The organism is Bradyrhizobium sp. 22, assembly GCF_000482425.1.
Taxonomy (GTDB): Bacteria; Pseudomonadota; Alphaproteobacteria; order Rhizobiales; family Xanthobacteraceae; genus Bradyrhizobium; species Bradyrhizobium japonicum_B.
Window position 1 is genome coordinate 662,314 of record NZ_KI519400.1, and the last position, 19,010, is coordinate 681,323.

Below are 19,010 nucleotides of genomic sequence, written 5' to 3' on the forward strand. Positions count from 1 at the left end.
GCCCACCGGCCATGGCCGATAGACACGGCCGCAACCAGCCGGTCGCTGGTCGGAACTTTAGTTTCTCGCAGGCGCCGTAGCCGCCGCCGCGCGAGCGGGCCGCGGTACGCCGGGTTCGGCGACTCGCGCTGCCGGAGCGCGCGAGCGCATGATCGCGGCGTCGATCTCGGCGATGACGCGGCGCTGGATCGCCTCGTTCTTGTCGATCGAGATGTGGCCGACGCCGGAGCCGCGCACGTCGACATTGTCGAGCTTGCCGCGAAGGCCCGCCGCGGCCCGCACCGGCTCGCCGGGCCCGTCGCCAATATAGATATTGATGTAGCGCTCCGCCCCGGTCGAGAGCTTGGTCTTGAACACGGAGTCGAGACCGATCGCCAGCTTCACGGGCACGCCGAGCTGGTTGAGCTTGGCGATCATGTCGGGCAGCGCAGTCGCGCCGGAGGAATGGCCGACCAGGACGATGGTCTTGAGCCGGCCGGCCTTGTAGGCGGCCGCCGCTTCGTCGGCGAGCGAGGACCAGGACACGAAATTGGCGACCGTCACCGGGATGCCCTGCGCCTGGAGCCGGGCGCCGATCGTGTCGAGCCCGAGCGAGAAGATGTTGAGCACGCCGCGGAGCAGATAGACATGCGTGGTCGCGGCCTGGGCCTGGCTCGGCGCCGCGGTGGCGGTGGTCGGGCTCATGGCAACAGCTGACAGCAAGAGCAGGCCCATCGCCCACACGCGGAGGGCTGACAACTGGCTGGCGCCGGCGGTGTGACGGCCGTTCGGTCTCATCGATGTTTTCCCTGGGGACATACGCTTTGCGATTGGCCGGAATCGTAGCCACGGCCCGCTCGCAGACGCAACAAAGAGCCACGTGAACGGCGATCTTAGCCACAGCCCGTGTCCATCGCGCAACACTTGCCTGAAACCTGCCACCGAAGGGCCTGTTTTGAGACCATTTTTCCCCGGGGAATTGCGGGCAGGCAAGTGCGTTCCTATTTCAGGGCTCCGCTGACCTCCCTCCGGGACCGGTCCGGCCCCTCCCCAACCTTTTGCCCCTCAGCCTTGCGGCCATCATGTCCTCCATCATCTCCGTCGCCAATCTGTCAAAGACCTATGGGTCCGGCTTCAGGGCGCTCAAGAACGTCAATCTCGATATCAAGCGCGGCGAGATTTTCGCGCTGCTCGGGCCCAACGGCGCCGGCAAGACCACGCTGATCTCCATCATCTGCGGCATCGCCAACCCGAGCGAGGGCCGCGTCGTCGTCGGCGGCGAGGACATCCAGACCTCCTACCGCAAGGCGCGCTCGCTGATCGGCCTCGTGCCGCAGGAATTGCACACCGACGCCTTCGAGAGCGTGTGGGCGACCGTCAGCTTCTCCCGCGGCCTGTTCGGCAAGCCGAAGAATCCCGGCCATATCGAGAAGGTGCTGAAGGACCTCTCGCTGTGGGACAAGAAGGACAACAAGATCATCACGCTGTCCGGCGGCATGAAGCGCCGCGTCATGATCGCGAAAGCGCTGTCGCACGAGCCGCAGATCCTGTTCCTGGACGAGCCCACCGCCGGCGTCGACGTCGAGCTGCGCAAGGGCATGTGGGAGGTGGTGCGCACCCTGCAGCAATCCGGCGTCACCATCATCCTCACCACGCATTACATCGAGGAAGCCGAGGAGATGGCCGACCGCATCGGCGTCATCAACAAGGGCGAGATCGTGCTGGTCGAGGACAAGACGACCCTGATGCAGAAGCTCGGCAAGAAGCGTCTGACGCTGCATCTGCAGGGCAAGATCGCCGCGCTGCCGGAGAGCCTTCGCCATTACGAGCTCGAGCTCTGCGACGGCGGCGCGACGCTGGTCTACGATTACGATACCCAGGGCGAGCGCACCGGCATCACCAGCCTGCTCGGCGACCTCCGCACCGCCGGCATCCGCTTCAACGATCTCGACACGACGCAATCGTCGCTCGAGGACATCTTCGTCGACCTCGTGAGGACGTCATGAACCATCGCGCCATCCGCGCCATCTATCTGTTCGAAATGGCGCGCACTTGGCGTACGCTGCTGCAAAGCATCGTCTCGCCGGTGGTCTCGACGTCGCTCTATTTCGTGGTGTTCGGCGCCGCGATCGGCTCGCGCATCAGCCAGGTCGAGGGCGTCAGCTACGGCACCTTCATCGTGCCGGGCCTGATCATGCTCTCGGTGCTGACGCAGAGCATCGCCAACGCCTCGTTCGGGATCTATTTCCCGAAATTCACCGGCACGATCTACGAGATCCTGTCGGCGCCGATCTCCTATGTCGAGATCGTGCTCGGCTATGTCGGCGCCGCCGCGACCAAGTCGATCATTCTGGGCCTGATCATCCTGGCGACCGCCGGCCTGTTCGTGCCGCTGCACATCCACCATCCCATCTGGATGCTGGCCTTCCTGGTGCTGACGGCGGTGACGTTCAGCCTGTTCGGCTTCATCATCGGCATCTGGGCCGACGGCTTCGAGAAGCTGCAGATGATCCCGATGCTGGTGGTGACGCCGCTGACCTTCCTCGGCGGCAGCTTCTATTCGATCGACATGCTGCCGCCCGCCTGGCGCACGGTGGCGCTGCTCAATCCGGTGGTCTACCTGATCTCCGGCTTCCGCTGGAGCTTCTACGAGATTGCGGATGTCAGCATGGCCGTCAGCGTCGGCATGACGCTGGCGTTCCTGGTGATCTGCCTCGTCGTGATCTGGTGGATTTTCCGCACGGGGTATCGGCTGAAGAACTGACCGCTCCGTCATCCCGGGGCGGGCGCAGCACGAGCACGGGAGAGGGTCGGCAGGCACCGGAGTGACATCGTCAACGCGCCGCGCGGCCCGAATGGTTTGCGCCTTTGTGACGAATTGTCGGCATCGAACGCACGTCCGGCTCGCGAAAATGTCAGCGCCGCCGCGCGCGGCGCGGCACCCAGCGGCCTTGCTTACGCCCCGCATCACGTTAACGATGGGCAGGCTGGCCGCTGGAACCAAAGCCGGATTGCAGGCATATTGCACGCCGGGGACGGAGAGCCGCGGCGGCTAGCGAGACAAGGCCGGAGGCCAGGATTCAAATGCGTTTCCAGATGCGTTCATTTTTCATTGCTTTGACGTCCCTGATGGTTTTGAGCGCGGGCACCGCGCAGGCCAAGGTCGAGATCACCGTCGACAAGGACAATCAGCAGATGACCGTCGCGGTCGACGGCGTGGCGCGCTATCGCTGGCCGGTATCGACAGGCGTCCCCTCACGCGAGACGCCGAACGGCGCGTTCCGCGCCTTCCGCATGGAAGAGGATCACTATTCCAAGGAATTCGACGACGCGCCGATGCCTCACGCGATCTTCTTCACCAAGGTCGGGCACGCCATCCACGGCACGGATTCGGTCGGCCGGCTCGGCTCGCCCGCCTCGCATGGCTGCGTGCGGCTGTCGCGCCAGAATGCCTCGACACTCTATGCGCTGGTGCAGCAGCAGGGCGTGCTCAACACCACGGTGACGCTGACCGGTTCGGCGCAGGTGGCGCTGGCGCGCAACCCGCGCGGCCGCGCCAACGCTGCGGTGGCCCGCGCTCCGCAACAGCCCGCCGAAGAGCAATACGCCACATCGGGCGATCCCGTGAACCTGTCGCCGCCGGCGCAGCCCGCGCGCCGCTACATGCCGCAGGACGACAATTACATCTATCCCGCCGACGGCAGCGACACCGGCGCGCGCTATCCGGCGCCGCGTTCGGCCACTCGTCCGCTCTATGACGCGCAGGTCTATCAGCAGCAGCCGCAACCCTATTACGACCAGGGCTACGGCCAGCAGGGCTATTATCATCAGCCGCAGCCCCGGCAGGTTTATCAGCCGCGCGGCTATTACTACCAGAACTGACGCAATCGCACACCAATCGACCACACCGGCCGAGGCACCATGCCGTCACGCGCCGCAACGATCCTGACCGTGCTCTCGCTGCTCACCGCAGGACAAGCCATTGCAGGACGAGGCATCGTAGAACAAGCCATGGCCTTCGATCTCGAGGCGCATCGCGGCGGGCGGGCGCTGCTGCCGGAAAACACCCTGCCCGCCTTCGCCAACGCGCTGTCGATGGGCGTGGACACGCTGGAGCTCGACGTCGGCGTCACCGCGGACGGCGAGATCGTCGTGTCGCATGAGCGCGGGCTCAATCCTGATCTCACACGCCGCGCCGACGGCGCTTACATCACTCCGCCCGGCACACCCTTCGTCAAGCTGCGGCTGGACGAGGTCAGGACCTATGACGTCGGCCAGATCAGGCCGGATAGTGCTTACGCGAAACAATTTCCCGACCAGCGCGCGCTGCCGGGGACGCGCATTCCGACCCTGCGCGAGCTGTTCGCGCTGGTAAGAAAATCCGGCAACGCGCGTGTGCGCTTCAACATCGAGACCAAGATCGACCCGAACCGTCCCGACGAAACGCTGGGTCCGCAGGCCTTTGTCGCCAAGCTGCTGGCGCTGATCGAGACCGAAGCGTTTTCCGACAGGGTCATGATCCAGTCGTTCGACTGGCGGACCTTGCAGCTGGTCCAGCAGCAGGCGCCCAAGATAGCGACGGCGTACCTGACGCTCCAGCGCGGCTCGGCTCCGACGGTGGCGCTGGACAAGGCGACGAACTGGACGGCCGGCTTCAATCCGGCCGATCACGGCGGCTCGCTGCCGCGCACGATCAAGGCGGCGGGCGGCGCGATCTGGTCGCCCCATTTCGGCGACGTCACCGCCGCGCTCGTCGCGGAGGCCCACGGACTCGGATTGCGCGTGGTGGTCTGGACGGTCAACAAGCGGGAAGACATGGCGCGGATGATCGAGCTCGGCGTTGACGGGATCATTTCCGACAGACCCGACCTGCTGCGGCAGGTCGCCGGCGAAAAGGGAATAGCATTGCCGGCGGGGACGCCGGTCGAGCCGTAAGAGGTCTCGTGTCCCGGACGCGGCGCGGCATGAAATGACGCGACGCAGAGCCGGGACCCAGGACGCCGCGGCATGGGCCCCGGCCCTGCAGCGCATCACTTCGTGCTGCGCAGCGTCCGGGGCACGGAGTTTGCCTACTCCCCGTCCCGCAGACGCCGATGCAGCGCGCCCAGGATGTTGGAATAGTCGTCGGTCCAGACCCGCACCCTGTCGTCGGCTTCGGTCTGCTCCCACGATTTGGAGGCGGCGAGCCTGCCGATGTCGGCTTCCTCGCGCGCCGAGATGACGACGTCGGTCGAGAAGATGTAGTCGCTATCGCGCCCGGAATCCTCGTTGAAGACCCAGCTCTTGAGATCGTTGGCGTCGGCGATGCCGACCACGACGGTCTCGAGATCGAGATGCCGGTTGGAGACGTGCATCACCACGGCGCCGTGCGGCGCGAGCTTGTCCTTGTAGATCTTCATCGCCTCTTCGGTGGCGAGATGGATCGGGATCGCATCCGACGAATAGGCATCGACAATGACGAGGTCGTAGGCGCCATCGGGCTCCTTGGCGAAGGTGAGGCGCGCGTCGCCGATCACGGGCTTCATATCCGGCATGCAGCTCGAGATGTAGCGGAAATTTCTGGGATCGCGCGCGGCATCGACCATCGACTGGTCGATCTCGAAGAATTTCCAGTCCTCGCCGGGCGCGGCGGCACAGGTGAGCGTGCCCGAGCCGACGCCGATCGCTGCGACCTTGAGCGGAGCGCCCTTGCGTTCGCGGATGGCGCTGACGGCCTGACCGATGCCGCCGTCCGCGTGATAATAGGTGATCGGCTCGGGGCGGCCGGTCACGGGCGTGCCGTCATTGTTGCGGAAGCGCTCGGCGCCGTGAATGGTGGTGCCGTGCATCAGCACGTGGAAATAGCCGCCGGGCGTCACCACGATCTTGTGCACGCCGAAGAAGCTGCGCACCGTCGTGACGCGGCCCTCGTCCGCGGGATAGACGCGGATCAAGGCCAGCGCGAGCACGACCGTGGCAAAGATCTTCCAGCGGCTGGCATTGAGCGCCAGTGCCAGCAGTGCCGCGAGCACGCCGACGCTGCCGGCGACCCAGACGCGGTGATCCTCGAACCAGGTCGAGACGCCGCCCGTGGTGGTGGACGGCACGACCAGCGCCACCGCGAGCGCGGCGAGCGCCAGCCAGTACCATTTGACGACACCGGCAAGCCGTTCGTTCGCAATCGGCCGGCACAGCGCGGCGAGCGCGACCAGGATCGGATACTCGGCGATCCACGAGAAGGTGAAGGGAGCGAGGAGACCGGCAAACAGGCCACCGACCATGCCGCCGAACGACAGCGCGACATAGAAACCGGTGAGATATTTGGCGGCCGGCCGGGTCCGCGCCAGTTCGCCGTGACAGGCCATGGCGATGACGAAGAAGCACAATTGGTGGCCGCCGAGCGTCAGCAGCAGATTCTGTTCGCCGCCGAAGGCGAGCAGGACGACAACGCCCGCGATCGCGACCGGCTGCAGCGTCAGCATCCATTTGTGCGGCAGCAGCGGCCGCGATTGGAACACGACGACCCAGGTCAGCAGATACAGCGACAGCGGCAGCACCCACAGCAGCGGCGCCGCCGCGACGTCGGTCGAGATGTGCGCGGTGACGGCAATGAGCAGGCCCGAAGGCACCGCGGCGAGGAAGATCCAGCGCAGCCGCGTCAAGAAGGCCGGCGCCGGCGCATTGATCGCCTCGGTTTTCGCGTCGACCATCGCAAGTTTCGGCGAGCGCAGCAGCAATACACCGCAGGCGCCGATCAGCAGGATCAAGAGGGCATAGCCGCCAGTCCAGAGCCGGTTCTGCATGTGCAGCGTGAACACCGGCTCCAGCAGGAACGGATAGGACAGCAGCGCGAGGAAGCTGCCGATGTTGGAGGAAGCATAGAGGAAATAGGGATCATGTCCGGCGGGATGACCGGTGCGGACGAACCAGGCCTGCAACAGCGGATTGTTGGCCGCGAGCGCGAAGAACGGCAGGCCGATCGAGACCACGAACAGGCCGAGCAGCCAGAACGCATAGTTGGAAGCCGGCGGCTCGCCATAGCCTGAGGCGATGCCGAGCGGCAGCATGGCGAAGGCCGCGATCAGCAGCACCAGATGCACGGCCACCGGAACGACGCGGCTCCTCGCCTGCATCAGGAAATGCGCATAGGCATAGCCCGCCAGCAGCAGCGACTGGAAGAACACCATCGCCACCGACCACACCGCCGGCGAGCCGCCGAGCCGCGGCAGCACCATCTTCGTGAACAATGGCTGCACCGAGAACAGCAGCAGCGCGCTGACGAAGATCGCAGCGGTGTAGACCGTCAGCACCAGCCGGTTGCGCGAGGCGGACGGCTGCTCCGTGGCGGCGGGTTGCACGATCGAATCCATGGAAGCTCCGGCTGAGAACCCGGCGGGCGCCGGACGCGCGCAATGGAGCACAAGGCGCCTGAACGGGCAACAAAGGGGGCGTGGTGTTGCAGCGAGGAATGCTTGATATAGAGATGTCGTTCCGGGGCGATGCGGAGCATCGAACCCGGAACCTCGAGATTCTCCGGTGCGCAACCGCGCACCATAGTTCTCGCTTCGCGAGCCCCGTACTGACCGAAACCGAGCCTTTGCATTCTTCATGACCGAAACCGACGTCGTCATCATCGGCGCTGGCCATAACGGCCTCACCTGCGCGGCCTATCTCGCGAAAGCGGGTTTGCGGGTGCGCGTCGTCGAACGGCGCAAGGTGATCGGCGGCGCAGCGGTCACCGAGGAGTTTCATCCCGGCTTCCGCAATTCGGTTGCGGCCTACACCGTGAGCCTGCTCAATCCGCAGGTGATCGCTGATCTCGATCTCGTCGGGCAAGGCCTGCGGGTGGTCGAGCGGCGCGCGCAGAATTTCCTCCCCGCGCCTGATGGCAACTATCTCCTCACCGGCGAGGGGCGGACCAAAGCCTCGGTCGCGCGGCTCAGCGCGCATGACGCCGGCGCGCTCGACGGGTTTTCACGCGAGCTGGAAGACATCGCCGACGTGCTCAGGCAGTTCGTGCTGCGCGCGCCGCCGAACCTCGTCGACGGTTTTGGCACGGCGGCGTTGCGCGAAGGCGTCAACGCCTGGAAGACCGCCGGCATCCTGCGCGGCCTCACCCTGGAACAGAGCCGCAGCCTGCTCGATCTCTTCACCCGCTCTGCCGGCGAGATGCTGGATGAACGTTTCGAGCATGATCTGGTCAAGGCGCTGTTCGGCTTCGACGCCATCGTCGGCAATTATGCCAGCCCCTACGCCGCCGGCTCGGCCTATGTGATGCTGCATCACGCCTTCGGCGAGGTGAACGGCAAGAAGGGCGTCTGGGGCCATGCTATCGGCGGCATGGGCGCGATCACGCAGGCGATGGCGCGCGCGGCGCGCGACCGGGGCGTCGTGATCGACACGGATGCCGGCGTGCGCGAGGTGATCGTCGAGCGCGACCGCGCGGTCGGAATCGTGCTGGAGACCGGCGAGGTGATCCGCGCAAATTATGTCGCGGCCAACGTCAATCCGAAGCTGCTCTACACGCAGCTGATCGCGGCCGAGGCGCTGCCTGCGGACTTCCTCGCCCGCATCCGGCACTGGAAGAACGGCTCCGGCACCTTCCGCATGAACGTGGCGTTGGATCGCCTGCCCTCGTTCACGGCGCTGCCGGGCGAGGGCGACCATCTCTCGTCGGGCATCATCCTGGCGCCGAGCCTTGCCTACATGGACCGCGCCTATCTCGATGCGCGGACGCAGGGCTGGAGCCGAGAGCCCGTGGTCGAGATGCTGATCCCCTCCACGCTCGACGACACGCTGGCGCCGACGGGACAGCACGTTGCGAGCCTGTTCTGCCAGCACGTCGCGCCGGAGCTTCCGGACGGAAAGTCGTGGGACGACCATCGCGAGGAGGTCGCCGATCTCATGATCGCGACGGTGGACAAGTATGCGCCGGGTTTTGCGGCGAGCGTGCTGGGCCGCCAGATCCTGTCCCCGCTCGACCTCGAACGGCAGTTCGGCCTCCTCGGCGGCGACATCTTCCACGGCGCGCTGACCTTGAATCAACTGTTCTCGGCACGGCCCATGCTGGGCCATGCCGATTATCGCGGGCCGTTGCGAGGCCTCTATCATTGCGGCTCAGGGGCCCATCCCGGCGGCGGCGTCACCGGTGCGCCCGGCCATAACGCCGCGCAGGCGATCCTCAGGGATCACCGGTCGCTGTTCGGACGCCGTGGATAGATCTGTGGACTGCTTGTGGACAGGCTGTTGAACGGTCTGTGGACAAGCCGCGGATGCCTGGACCATGGCGTCCGGACCACCGGGGGAGAGAGGGTGGATAATTGCAGGGACAATTGCGGGATAAGCCGCGGGATAACCGGTGGATAGCGTGCCGACGAGCAGCGTATAAGCTGTGAATATCGGAAAAGCGGCGTCGGGAATGACCTCGCCCGCCAGGGGGAATTCCCCTGGCGGGCGGCGATCAGGATAGCCTCGGAAGAAAAAGCAGCCCCCGCTGGGAAAGGAGGCGGAATTTACTTCAGGTTGGTGCTAATCGACGTGAACTTCTCGTTCATGGTGCTGCCCAGGCTGTTCACCACGGTGATGATCGCCAGGGCGATGCCCGCGGCAATCAGACCGTATTCGATCGCCGTCGCACCGGACTCATCCGACCAGAACTTCTGAATCATGCTCTTCAAGACTGCCTCCGTTTCAATTCCAAGCTGTGTTGGCTTCATTCGACATCCGAGAATGTACGAGGCGGAACCTTCAGCCGGGTAAACCGGGAACCGCAACTTGCACGGAAAATTGCCGTCAAAAATTGCAAAAATTCAACGCAACGGAACCCTGAATGCAGCCTGCTCCAACCCATCGCGCCAGCTTTTCGATCGGCAGCGAGGCCGACGCCAGGCGCGTCGTCGACGTGCTCACGGAGGTGTTTTTCGAGGGCGACGCGGCGGTTGCGGCCTTTGAGCGGCCGGACGGACAATGGGACGTCACGCTCCATTTCGCCGCGGCGCCTGATGCCGCATGGCTGCGCGAACTCATTGCAACATCAGCAGGAAATGAGATCGCCGCGACGCTCGCCTTCGACATTGTCGAGGCCAGGGACTGGGTCAGGGCCAGCCTGGAGGATCTCGTGCCCGTCCCGGCCGGGCGCTTCGTCGTGCATGGCAGTCATGACCGCGACCGCGTGGCGCCGAACAAGCTGGCCATCGAGATCGAGGCGGCGCTCGCCTTCGGTACCGGCCATCACGGCACGACACGTGGCTGTTTACTGTTGCTTGACCATGTCCTGAAGAGTTCCAGCCCGAGGAACCTGCTCGACCTCGGCACCGGGACCGGCGTGCTGGCGATCGCTGCGGCAAAGGCGCTGCATCGCGGCGTGCTCGCCTCCGACATCGATCCGCCCTCGGTGCGGGTGGCCTCCGAGAACGCCTCGCTGAATGAAGTCGGCAACCGTGTGCGGGTGATCCGCGCGACCGGCTTCGGCGCGCCGGATTTTGGACAGGCCGGTCCGTTCGACCTGGTGCTGGCCAACATCCTTGCCAATCCCCTGAGGCAATTGGCGGGCCCGATGGCACGGCATCTCGCGCCCGGCGGACGCGTCATCCTCTCCGGCCTGCTGACGCATCAGGCCCCCGCCGTGATCGCCGCCTATCGCGCCCGCGGCCTCGTGCCGTTGAAGCATCTGCGGATCGAGGGGTGGAGCAGCCTGTTGCTGCGGAAGATGTCGTAGTGCGGACTAGTGAAGCGTAATCCGCCAAAGCATGCGGCGCCAAAGCGGTGGGTTACGCCTTCGGCTAACCCACCCTACGGCACCGGGGCCGTCCTACTCCGCCGGCTTGTCGTCTTGGCGCATTGCCCGCTCGACCTGCAAGGCGCGTCTGGCGCGGCGCTCGGCGATGCGATCGATCATCTGGCTGATGACGCTGCGCGGCTTCTGCGGTGCCGTCGCAGACGGCGCCCGGCGCGCCGGCGGGGAAATTTTCTCAAAGGAGAATGCTGGCATCGTGTGTCCCCTCGCCGTTGAGATGAACCACCTGCTCGAATATCGCTGTCATCGGGACGAAGCGCGGCTGCCGCATCCTTTACTCCACTCAATTCAAGTGGAACCATTCAAGCACAGTCCATGCCAGATGCGACGCAAATTGCGTCCAGATTGCGGACTCGTCCCCATGATCCTAAAGTGATCCACCATGTTCGAAGCACACTTCCAGACATTCGAGGAGCCGGAGGCCGGCGTCGCATTGACGGCACGACTGGCCGCATTTCGCGAAGAACTCGCCCGTCGCAAGCTCGCCGGCTTCATCGTTCCGCGCGCCGATCAGCAGCAGAACGAATATGTGCCGCCGTCGGAAGAACGGCTGGCCTGGCTGACCGGCTTCACGGGCTCGGCGGGATTCGCGGTGGTTCTGGCGCAGGAGGCCGCATTGTTCGTCGACGGCCGCTATACGCTTCAGGCCGCCAAGCAGATCGATGCAAAGGCATGGGTGGTGGAATCGCTGATCGACCCGCCGCCGGAGAGTTGGGTGTCGGCGCATCTGAAAGCCGGTGACCGCCTCGGATTCGATCCGTGGCTGCACACTTTTGCGGCAGCCGAGCGCCTGTCCGCCGCCTGCGCCAAGGCCGGCGCCGAGCTGGTTGCCGTCGACAGCAATCCGATCGATGCGATCTGGCAGGACCGCCCGCAGCCGCCGCTCGCTCCCGTCGCCGTGCACGGGCTCCAGCATGCCGGCGTCACCGAAGCAGAGAAGCTGGCGCAGATCAGAGGCGAGATCGGCAAGCTCGGCGTCGACGCGCTGGTGCTGTCCGACAGCCACGCGGTTGCCTGGACCTTCAACATCCGCGGCGCCGACGTCGCCCATACGCCGCTGCCGCTGTCCTATGCGCTGGTGCCGAAAGACGGACGTCCCACCATCTTCATCGATCACCGCAAGCTCTCCAACCTGACGCGCGACCATCTCGAGCAGTCCGCCGACGTGCGCGAGCCCGACGCGATGGCGCCGACGCTGATGGCGCTGGCCAAGGGCGGCGGGTCGATCGCACTGGACAGTGCCACCGCAGCCGACGCGCTCAGCCGGCTGATCGCGAGCGCCGGTGGCAAGCCGGTGCGCGGCAGCGATCCGATTGCGCTGCTGAAAGCGGTCAAGAACGCGACCGAGATCAAGGGGACGCAGACCGCGCATCGGCGCGACGCGCTGGCGCTGGCGCGCTTCCTGGCGTGGGTCGACCGCGAAGCGCCAAGCGGCAAGCTCACCGAGATCGACGCGGTCGAGGCGCTGGAGACGTTTCGCCGCGACACCGGCGCGCTGAAGGACGTCTCGTTTCCGACCATCTCCGGCACCGGCCCGAACGGCGCCATCGTGCACTACCGCGTCACGCGCAAGAGCAACCGGCGCATCGCGCCCGGCGACCTCCTGCTGATCGATTCCGGCGCGCAGTACGAAGACGGCACCACCGACGTCACCCGCACCATGGCCGTGGGCGAGCCGACCGCCGAGATGCGCGACCGCTTCACGCGCGTGCTGCGCGGCCATATCGCGATCGCGCGCGCGGTTTTCCCGGACGGCACCACCGGCGCGCAGCTCGACACGCTGGCACGGCAATATCTCTGGGCCGCCGGCGTCGATTTCGAGCACGGCACCGGCCACGGCGTCGGCAGCTATCTCTCGGTGCACGAAGGGCCGGCGCGCATTTCGAAGCTCGGCACCACGCCGCTGAAGCGCGGCATGATCCTCTCCAACGAGCCCGGCTATTACAAGACCGACGGTTTCGGCATCCGCATCGAGAACCTCGAGCTGGTCGTCGCCGCCGAGATCGAGGGCGCCGAGAAGGCGATGAACGCGTTCGAGACCCTGACGCTCGCACCGATCGACCGCCGGCTGATCGATGCCGCGATGCTGAGCAAGGATGAACTCGACTGGCTCAACGCCTACCACGCGCGCGTGCGATCCGAGGTCGGGCCGGCGCTGGACGAGGCGACCCGGGCCTGGCTCGATCGGGCGACGGCGGAGCTGAAGGCTTAGGGTCTCACTGCCGCAGCGCATGGCGCCACGTCCCCTGCGCAGAGCTCTTTCCCCAACACAACTGTCATGCTCCGCGAAAGCGGGGCATCCAGTATTCCAGAGCCAGCAAACCTGCGCGGGGAATGTCAGCAGAGGCTGACGCCAACATCGTGCTTCCATCATCACCCTCCCGGAATCCGTATAGCCGCATTCCGAAACGCCGATATCGGTCTTGCGCCGGCGCGCTACAGTCGATTCGAACGCAAAAGATTGACACGCATGCACGGCATCATCAGCAAGCCGCCGGAAGGGACGCGCAACCTCGCGACCTCGCGCGGGGTGCTGTTGCTGCTGGTCGTGATGACCGGGATCGCGCCGATCTCACTCTACATCCTGGTTCCGGCACTGCCGGTGCTGGCGACGAATTTCGGCAGCGACATCTCGATCGCGCAGATGACGGTGTCGCTCTACATGGTCGGCATCGCGTTGTCGCAGCTGATCATGGGCCCGCTATCCGACCGGTTCGGACGGCGCCCGGTGCTGCTCGGAGGCTTGGCGCTGATGGTGGCGGCCAGCATCGCCTGCATCTTTGCCGAAACCCTGCCGCAGCTGATCGCGGCCCGCTTCTTCCAAGCCCTGGGCGGCGCCGCCGGCATGGTGGTGAGCCGCGCCATCATCCGCGACATCTATGAGCGCGACCGCGTCGCCTCCATGATCAGCCTGGTGGTCGCGGCGCTGATGATCGGACAGATGGTATCTCCGCTCACCGGCGGCCTGATCGAGACGGCGCTCGGCTGGCGCGCGATCTTCTACGCCATCACCATCGCTGCAATCATCGTCGCCGTCGGCATCGCGGTGGCGCTGCCGGAAACGCGTCGCAGCCGCGCCGCCGGCGGCGGCTTCCGCGGCGACGTCGCCGTCCTGATCAGGAGCCGCGCCTTCGTCGGCTACGTGATGTGCCAGGTGCTGGCCTCGCAGATCATCTTCACCTTCGCGGGCGGCGGCCCCTACATCGTGGTGACGCAGATGGGCCGGACCAGCGCCGAATACGGCGCCTGGTTCGCAACCACGGGATTTGCATTTCTCGTCGGCAACCTGCTCTGCGTGCGCTTTGCGCCCAGACATTCGCTGGAGAAGCTGATCTGGTTCGGGCTCTCGCTCCAGATCTGCGGAAGCCTGCTGAACCTGCTGTGGAGCTTCACGGGGTGGAACGAGGCCCCAAGCTGGCTGTTCGGCACGCAGATGATCGTCATGGTCGGCAATGCCTTCGTGATGGCGAATTCCGCCGCCGGCGCGATCAGCATCCGTCCCGAAGCCGCCGGCGCCGCCTCGGGCGCCATGGGCTTCCTGCAACAGGGCATCGGCGCGCTGATGTCGCAATTCGGCGCCTATCTCGGCGGCCATTCCTCGACCACGTTGCCGCTTACCTCCGCGGTTCTCGCGGTCTCGCTGCTCTGTGCCTGCATGATGATTTTCGTCGTTCCCCGCCGCGAGGTCGTGGTGAGCGAGAAGCTGATCGAGCAGGCGGAGGAGGAAGAGAGCGGGATGATGTAGCTGTCGGTTGAGCGACGGCCGTTGCAACACCCTCAGTGTCATCCCCCGCGAAGGCGGGGGATCCAGTATTCCAGAGACGCCGAACGAATACGGAGAAGCCGCGGCGTACTGGATTCCCCGCCTTCGCGGGGAATGACAGCAGAGCAAGAGGCGCGAGCGGAGCGAACCTCACTCCCCGATCAGCTTCAGCCACTCGTCCTCGGTCAGCACCTTGACGCCGTGCTTGTTGGCCTCCGCCAGCTTCGACCCGGCGCCCGGTCCGGCGACGACGAGATCGGTCTTCTTCGACACCGAGCCCGAGACCTTCGCCCCCAAGCGCTCTGCGGTGGCCTTGGCCTCATCCCGCGTCATCTTCTCCAGCGACCCCGTGAACACCACGGTCTTGCCGGCGACGGCCGAATTGCTCTTCGGCTTCTCGGCGTCGACGATCTCGACCTCCTTGGTCAGCCGCTCGACGATGCCGCGATTGTGGCTCTCGCCGAAATAATCGGCGATGCTCCTGATCACGGTGTCGCCGATCTGATCGAGCGCGTCCATCTCGGCGATCGCCTCCTCGTCGCCCTTGGCGACCTTGAGGCAGGCATCGTGGAAGGCGTCCCAGGAGCCGTAGCCACGCGCCAGCGCCAGCGCCGTGGTCTCGCCGACATGGCGCATGCCGAGCGCGTAGACGAAGCGCTCCAGCGCGATCCTGCGCCGGCTCTCGATCGCGCCGAACAGATTGCGCACCGAGGTCGCGCCATAGCCCTCGACCTCTTCGAGCTTGAGCCTGGAATTGCGCTTCTCCAGCGTGAAGATGTCGGCGGGCTCCTTCACCCACCCCTCGTCGAAGAAATATTGCAGCTGCTTCTCGCCGAGACCGTCGATGTCGAAAGCACGGCGCGAGACGAACAGCTTGAGGTGCTCGATCTTTTGATAGGGGCAGGCGAACTCGCCGGTGCAGCGGGCACGCGAGCCCTCTTCGCCCGCCGCCGTCTCCTCGCGCACCACGTCGGTATGCAGCGGACATGGGCACTTCTTCGGGAAGTGGAATTCCCTGGCGGACTTCGGCCGCTTGTCGAGCACGACGTCGACCACCTGCGGGATGACGTCGCCGGCGCGCTGGATCACGACGGTGTCGCCGATCCTGATGTCGCGCCCCTCGCGCAGCACCTCGCCCTTGTTGCCGATGCCCTTGATGTAGTCCTCGTTGTGCAGCGTGACGTTCTGCACGATCACGCCGCCGACACCGACCGGCTCGAGCTTGCCGACCGGCGTGAACGAGCCGGTGCGTCCGACCTGGATCTCGATGTCGCGCAGCACCGTCATGGCGCGCTCGGCCGGGAATTTGTGCGCGATGCCCCAGCGCGGCGTGCGCGAGACGAAGCCGAGCCGCTCCTGCCAGTCGATGCGGTCGACCTTGTAGACGACGCCGTCGATGTCGTAATCGAGCCTTGCGCGCTGCTCCTCGATCGCATGATGGAAGGCGAGCAGTCCCTCGATGGAATGGCAGAGCTTGGTCAGCGGGTTGGTCTTGAAGCCGCAGCGCTCGAACCAGCCGATCATGCCGCTCTGCGTCTGCTCCGGCATCGCGCTCATCTCGCCCCAGGCATAGGCGAAGAAGCCGAGGGGGCGCGAGGCGGTGATGGTCGGATCCTTCTGCCGCAGCGAGCCCGCGGCCGAGTTGCGCGGATTGGCGAAGATGGTGCCGCCTTCGGCCTTCTGCCGTTCGTTGAGCGCGAGGAACGCCTTCTTGGTCATGTAGACCTCGCCGCGCACCTCGCAGATATCAGGGACGCTGCGGCCCTTCAGCTTCTGCGGCACGTCTTCGAGCGTGCGGATGTTGGCGGTGACGTCCTCGCCCACCGCGCCATCGCCGCGCGTCGCCGCAGTGACGAGCTCGCCGCCTTCGTAGCGCAACGACATCGAGAGGCCGTCGATTTTCGGCTCGGCGGAGAAATCGACCTTGCCGTCGTCGAGCTTGAGGAAGCGAACGATGCGGCCGACGAAGTCGCGCACGTCCTCTTCGGCAAAGGCATTGTCGAGCGACAGCATCGGAACGGAATGCCGCACCTTCTTGAAGCGCCCCGACGGCGCGGCGCCGACCTTCTGCGAGGGCGAGTCCGCGCTGACGAGCTCCGGGAAACGCTTCTCGATGGCGTTGAGGCGCTGGCGCAGCGCATCGTATTCGGCATCGGTGACGGTGGGCGCGTCCTCCTGATAATAGCGCTCGTTGTGCCCCTCGATCTCGAGCGACAACCGCATATGCTCGACCTTGGCCTGGGCCTTGGTGAGATCGGCGACGTCGCGAAGCGGTTTCGATTTTGCTGCTCTGGCCATTATACTTAAGATTGTATCTCGTCGTTCCGGGATGGTCCGAAGGACCAGACCCGGAACCTCGAGATTCCGGGTTCGCACTTCGTGCGCCCCGGAATGACGAAGTCGTGGGAGGGGCTCATGGCGTATTACGTATATATTCTAGCAAGCCGACGAGATGGGGCAATCTACGTTGGCATTACGAAAGATCTTGTGCGTCGCGTCCACGAGCATCGAATCAAGGCCGTTCGGGGCTTCACGGCCAAATACAACATCACGCAGCTTGTTTGGTTCGAGGTCTACGACGATCCGATCTCGGCAATCTCGCGCGAGAAAGAGCTCAAGAAGTGGAAGCGGGCTTGGAAAATCCAGCTGATCGAGAAGGACAATCGAAACTGGGGTGATCTCTACGGGTCGATCTGCAGATGAGGAGTCATTCCGGGGCGGCTCGAAGAGCCGAACCCGGAATCTCGAGATTCCGGGTTCGATGCTTCGCATCGCCCCGGAATGACGGTGTATTTAACTAAGCCGTTGCCGCCTTCAGCAACCGCTCCGCGGCGGCCCTCGCCTCCGCCGTGATCTCGGCGCCGGCCAGCATGCGGGCGATTTCCTCGCGGCGGTGGTCGGCGGCGAGCGCATTGACGCGGGTGGCGACGCGCTTGCCCTTGTCGAGGGCGTCCTTGGAGATCAGCAGATGCTGGTCGGCGCGGGCGGCGACCTGCGGGGCGTGGGTCACGGCCATCACCTGAACCTTGCCCGCCAACCGCGCCAGGCGCCCGCCGATGGCGTCGGCGACCGCACCGCCCACGCCGGTGTCGATCTCGTCGAACACCAGCGTCGGCGCCGAACCGCGATCGGACAGCACGACCTTGAGCGCGAGTAGGAAACGCGACAGCTCGCCGCCGGAGGCGACCTTCATCAGCGGCCCCGGCTTGGTGCCCGGATTGGTCTGCACCCAGAACTCGACACGGTCGAAGCCTTGCGGCCCCGGCGCGGCCTCGTCGGTCTCGACCTGGGTCATGAACCTGGCGCGCTCGAGCTTGAGCGGCGCGAGCTCGGCGTTGACGGCCTTGTTGAGCTTCTCGGCCGATTTCTGCCGCGCCAGCGACAGCTTCTTGGCGGCGGCGGCATAGCGGCCATCTGCCTCGATCGCGGCCTGCTCCAGCTTCTTCAATTGCGAGGCACCGGCGTCGATCAGCACGACGTCAGCGGCATATTTGGCGGCGAGCGCGGCGAGCCCGTCGACCGGCGTCGAATATTTGCGCGAGGCGGCGCGCAAAGCGAACAGCCGTTCCTCGATGCGTTCGAGCTCGGCCGGATCGAAATCGGTTGCGGCCAAGGCGGCCTGGAGATGCTGGTCGGCCTCCTCCAGCGCGTTGATCGCGGCGTCGATCGCCTTGACGGCCGGCTCGACCAGGGCCGGCGAATTGACGCCGCGGCGCTCCAGCCGGCGCACCGCGGCCGAGAGGGCCGCAACCGGCGAATGGTTGCCGCCGACCGCCTCCTGCGCCTCGCGCAGGTCGGAGGCGATCTTCTCGCCCTGCATCATGGTGCTCCGGCGATGGGCAAGCGAGGTCTCCTCGCCGTCCTTGGGCGCGAGCTGTTTCAGCTCGGCGGAGGCGTGGCGCAGATAATCGGCCTCGCGCGCGGCGCGCTCCATGCCGGCGCGATGCTCCTCCAGCGCGGTGTTGGCGGTCCGGCGTGCGTCCCAGAGCGTTTCGACCGCGGCGACGTCCTTCTCCAGGCCGGCGAAGGCGTCGAGCAGGCGGCGATGGGTGGCGGCGTCCACCAGCGCGCGCTCGTCGTGCTGGCCGTGAATCTCGACCAGGGCGGCGCCGACCGCCTTCAGCGTCTGCACGCTGATCGACTGGTCGTTGATGAAGGCCCGGGTGCGGCCGTCGGCGAGCTGCACGCGGCGCAGGATCATCTCGCAAGATTCTTCAACGCTGGTGTCGTCGAGGCCGTTCTCGGCGAGGATCTTCGCCGCAGGGTGATTCTTGGGGACGTCGAACACGGCGGTGACCTGACCCTGCTCCGCGCCGTGGCGCACGAGGCCGGCATCGCCCCGGCCGCCGAGCGCCAGCGCAAAGGCATCGAGCAGGATGGATTTGCCCGCACCGGTCTCGCCGGTCAAAACCGCAAGGCCCGGTGCGAATTCGATATCGAGCCGTTCGATCAGGACGATGTCGCGGATCGATAGACGCGCCAGCATGGAACCAA

At 65.7% G+C, this 19,010-nt stretch carries 15 protein-coding genes; 9 read left to right on the forward strand and 6 right to left on the reverse strand.

Annotated elements, in window-relative coordinates; translation table 11 throughout:
* Window positions 1–57: 57 nt before the first annotated feature.
* Complete coding sequence (locus tag K410_RS0128595; protein WP_028138049.1) at window positions 58–777, reverse strand: hypothetical protein; 720 nt, start codon at window positions 775–777, stop codon at window positions 58–60.
* Window positions 778–1,061: 284 nt separating this feature from the next.
* Between K410_RS0128595 and K410_RS0128600 the strand changes: the two genes are divergently transcribed.
* The 4 genes from K410_RS0128600 to K410_RS0128615 all read left to right on the forward strand — a co-directional run bounded on the left by K410_RS0128600 (window position 1,062) and on the right by K410_RS0128615 (window position 4,914).
* Entirely contained in the window at window positions 1,062–1,985 is a 924-nt protein-coding gene (locus K410_RS0128600; protein WP_028138050.1) for an ABC transporter ATP-binding protein, read from the forward strand.
* Complete coding sequence (locus K410_RS0128605) at window positions 1,982–2,743, forward strand: ABC transporter permease (RefSeq protein WP_028138051.1); 762 nt, start codon at window positions 1,982–1,984, stop codon at window positions 2,741–2,743. Before K410_RS0128600 ends, K410_RS0128605 begins: the two co-directional genes overlap by 4 nt.
* Window positions 2,744–3,063: 320 nt before the next feature.
* Entirely contained in the window at window positions 3,064–3,861 is a 798-nt protein-coding gene (locus K410_RS0128610) for a L,D-transpeptidase (protein WP_028138052.1), read from the forward strand.
* 39 nt (window positions 3,862–3,900) lie between these two features.
* Window positions 3,901–4,914 (forward strand): glycerophosphodiester phosphodiesterase, encoded by a 1,014-nt coding sequence (locus K410_RS0128615; protein WP_028138053.1) that lies wholly within the window; start codon window positions 3,901–3,903, stop codon window positions 4,912–4,914.
* A gap of 134 nt (window positions 4,915–5,048) precedes the next feature.
* On the opposite strand, the gene K410_RS0128620 is transcribed toward K410_RS0128615, so the two are convergent.
* Window positions 5,049–7,328 (reverse strand): fused MFS/spermidine synthase, encoded by a 2,280-nt coding sequence (locus tag K410_RS0128620; protein WP_028138054.1) that lies wholly within the window; start codon window positions 7,326–7,328, stop codon window positions 5,049–5,051.
* A 238-nt stretch (window positions 7,329–7,566) separates the two neighbouring features.
* Here K410_RS0128620 and K410_RS0128625 point away from each other — a divergent pair, with 238 nt between their 5' ends.
* Entirely contained in the window at window positions 7,567–9,177 is a 1,611-nt protein-coding gene (locus tag K410_RS0128625) for a phytoene desaturase family protein (RefSeq protein ID WP_028138055.1), read from the forward strand.
* Between the two features lie 293 nt (window positions 9,178–9,470).
* On the opposite strand, the gene K410_RS0128630 is transcribed toward K410_RS0128625, so the two are convergent.
* Window positions 9,471–9,626, reverse strand: coding sequence for a Flp family type IVb pilin (locus K410_RS0128630; protein ID WP_155253828.1), 156 nt, complete (start codon window positions 9,624–9,626; stop codon window positions 9,471–9,473).
* A 161-nt stretch (window positions 9,627–9,787) separates the two neighbouring features.
* Between K410_RS0128630 and K410_RS0128635 the strand changes: the two genes are divergently transcribed.
* The gene (locus K410_RS0128635; protein ID WP_028138057.1) at window positions 9,788–10,675 is read left to right on the forward strand and encodes a 50S ribosomal protein L11 methyltransferase; all 888 of its coding nucleotides are present in this window, start codon (window positions 9,788–9,790) and stop codon (window positions 10,673–10,675) included.
* Between the two features lie 93 nt (window positions 10,676–10,768).
* On the opposite strand, the gene K410_RS0128640 is transcribed toward K410_RS0128635, so the two are convergent.
* Window positions 10,769–10,948, reverse strand: a complete 180-nt coding sequence (locus tag K410_RS0128640; protein WP_028138058.1) for a hypothetical protein — start codon at window positions 10,946–10,948, stop codon at window positions 10,769–10,771.
* A 187-nt stretch (window positions 10,949–11,135) separates the two neighbouring features.
* On the opposite strand from K410_RS0128640, the gene K410_RS0128645 reads away from it, so the two are divergent.
* Both K410_RS0128645 and K410_RS0128650 read left to right on the forward strand, forming a co-directional pair.
* Window positions 11,136–12,965, forward strand: coding sequence for an aminopeptidase P family protein (locus tag K410_RS0128645; RefSeq protein WP_028138059.1), 1,830 nt, complete (start codon window positions 11,136–11,138; stop codon window positions 12,963–12,965).
* 258 nt (window positions 12,966–13,223) lie between these two features.
* On the forward strand, window positions 13,224–14,498 hold the full coding sequence (locus K410_RS0128650; RefSeq protein WP_028138060.1) for a multidrug effflux MFS transporter: 1,275 nt from the start codon (window positions 13,224–13,226) through the stop codon (window positions 14,496–14,498).
* A gap of 168 nt (window positions 14,499–14,666) precedes the next feature.
* On the opposite strand, the gene ligA is transcribed toward K410_RS0128650, so the two are convergent.
* Window positions 14,667–16,814 carry an NAD-dependent DNA ligase LigA gene (ligA, locus tag K410_RS0128655; protein WP_028138061.1) on the reverse strand — a complete coding sequence of 716 codons (2,148 nt, stop codon included), beginning with the start codon at window positions 16,812–16,814 and terminating at the stop codon, window positions 14,667–14,669.
* Between the two features lie 117 nt (window positions 16,815–16,931).
* Between ligA and K410_RS0128660 the strand changes: the two genes are divergently transcribed.
* Complete coding sequence (locus tag K410_RS0128660) at window positions 16,932–17,219, forward strand: GIY-YIG nuclease family protein (protein ID WP_028138062.1); 288 nt, start codon at window positions 16,932–16,934, stop codon at window positions 17,217–17,219.
* 94 nt (window positions 17,220–17,313) lie between these two features.
* On the opposite strand, the gene recN is transcribed toward K410_RS0128660, so the two are convergent.
* Window positions 17,314–19,002, reverse strand: a complete 1,689-nt coding sequence (gene recN / locus K410_RS0128665; protein ID WP_028138063.1) for a DNA repair protein RecN — start codon at window positions 19,000–19,002, stop codon at window positions 17,314–17,316.
* Window positions 19,003–19,010 lie beyond the last annotated feature (8 nt).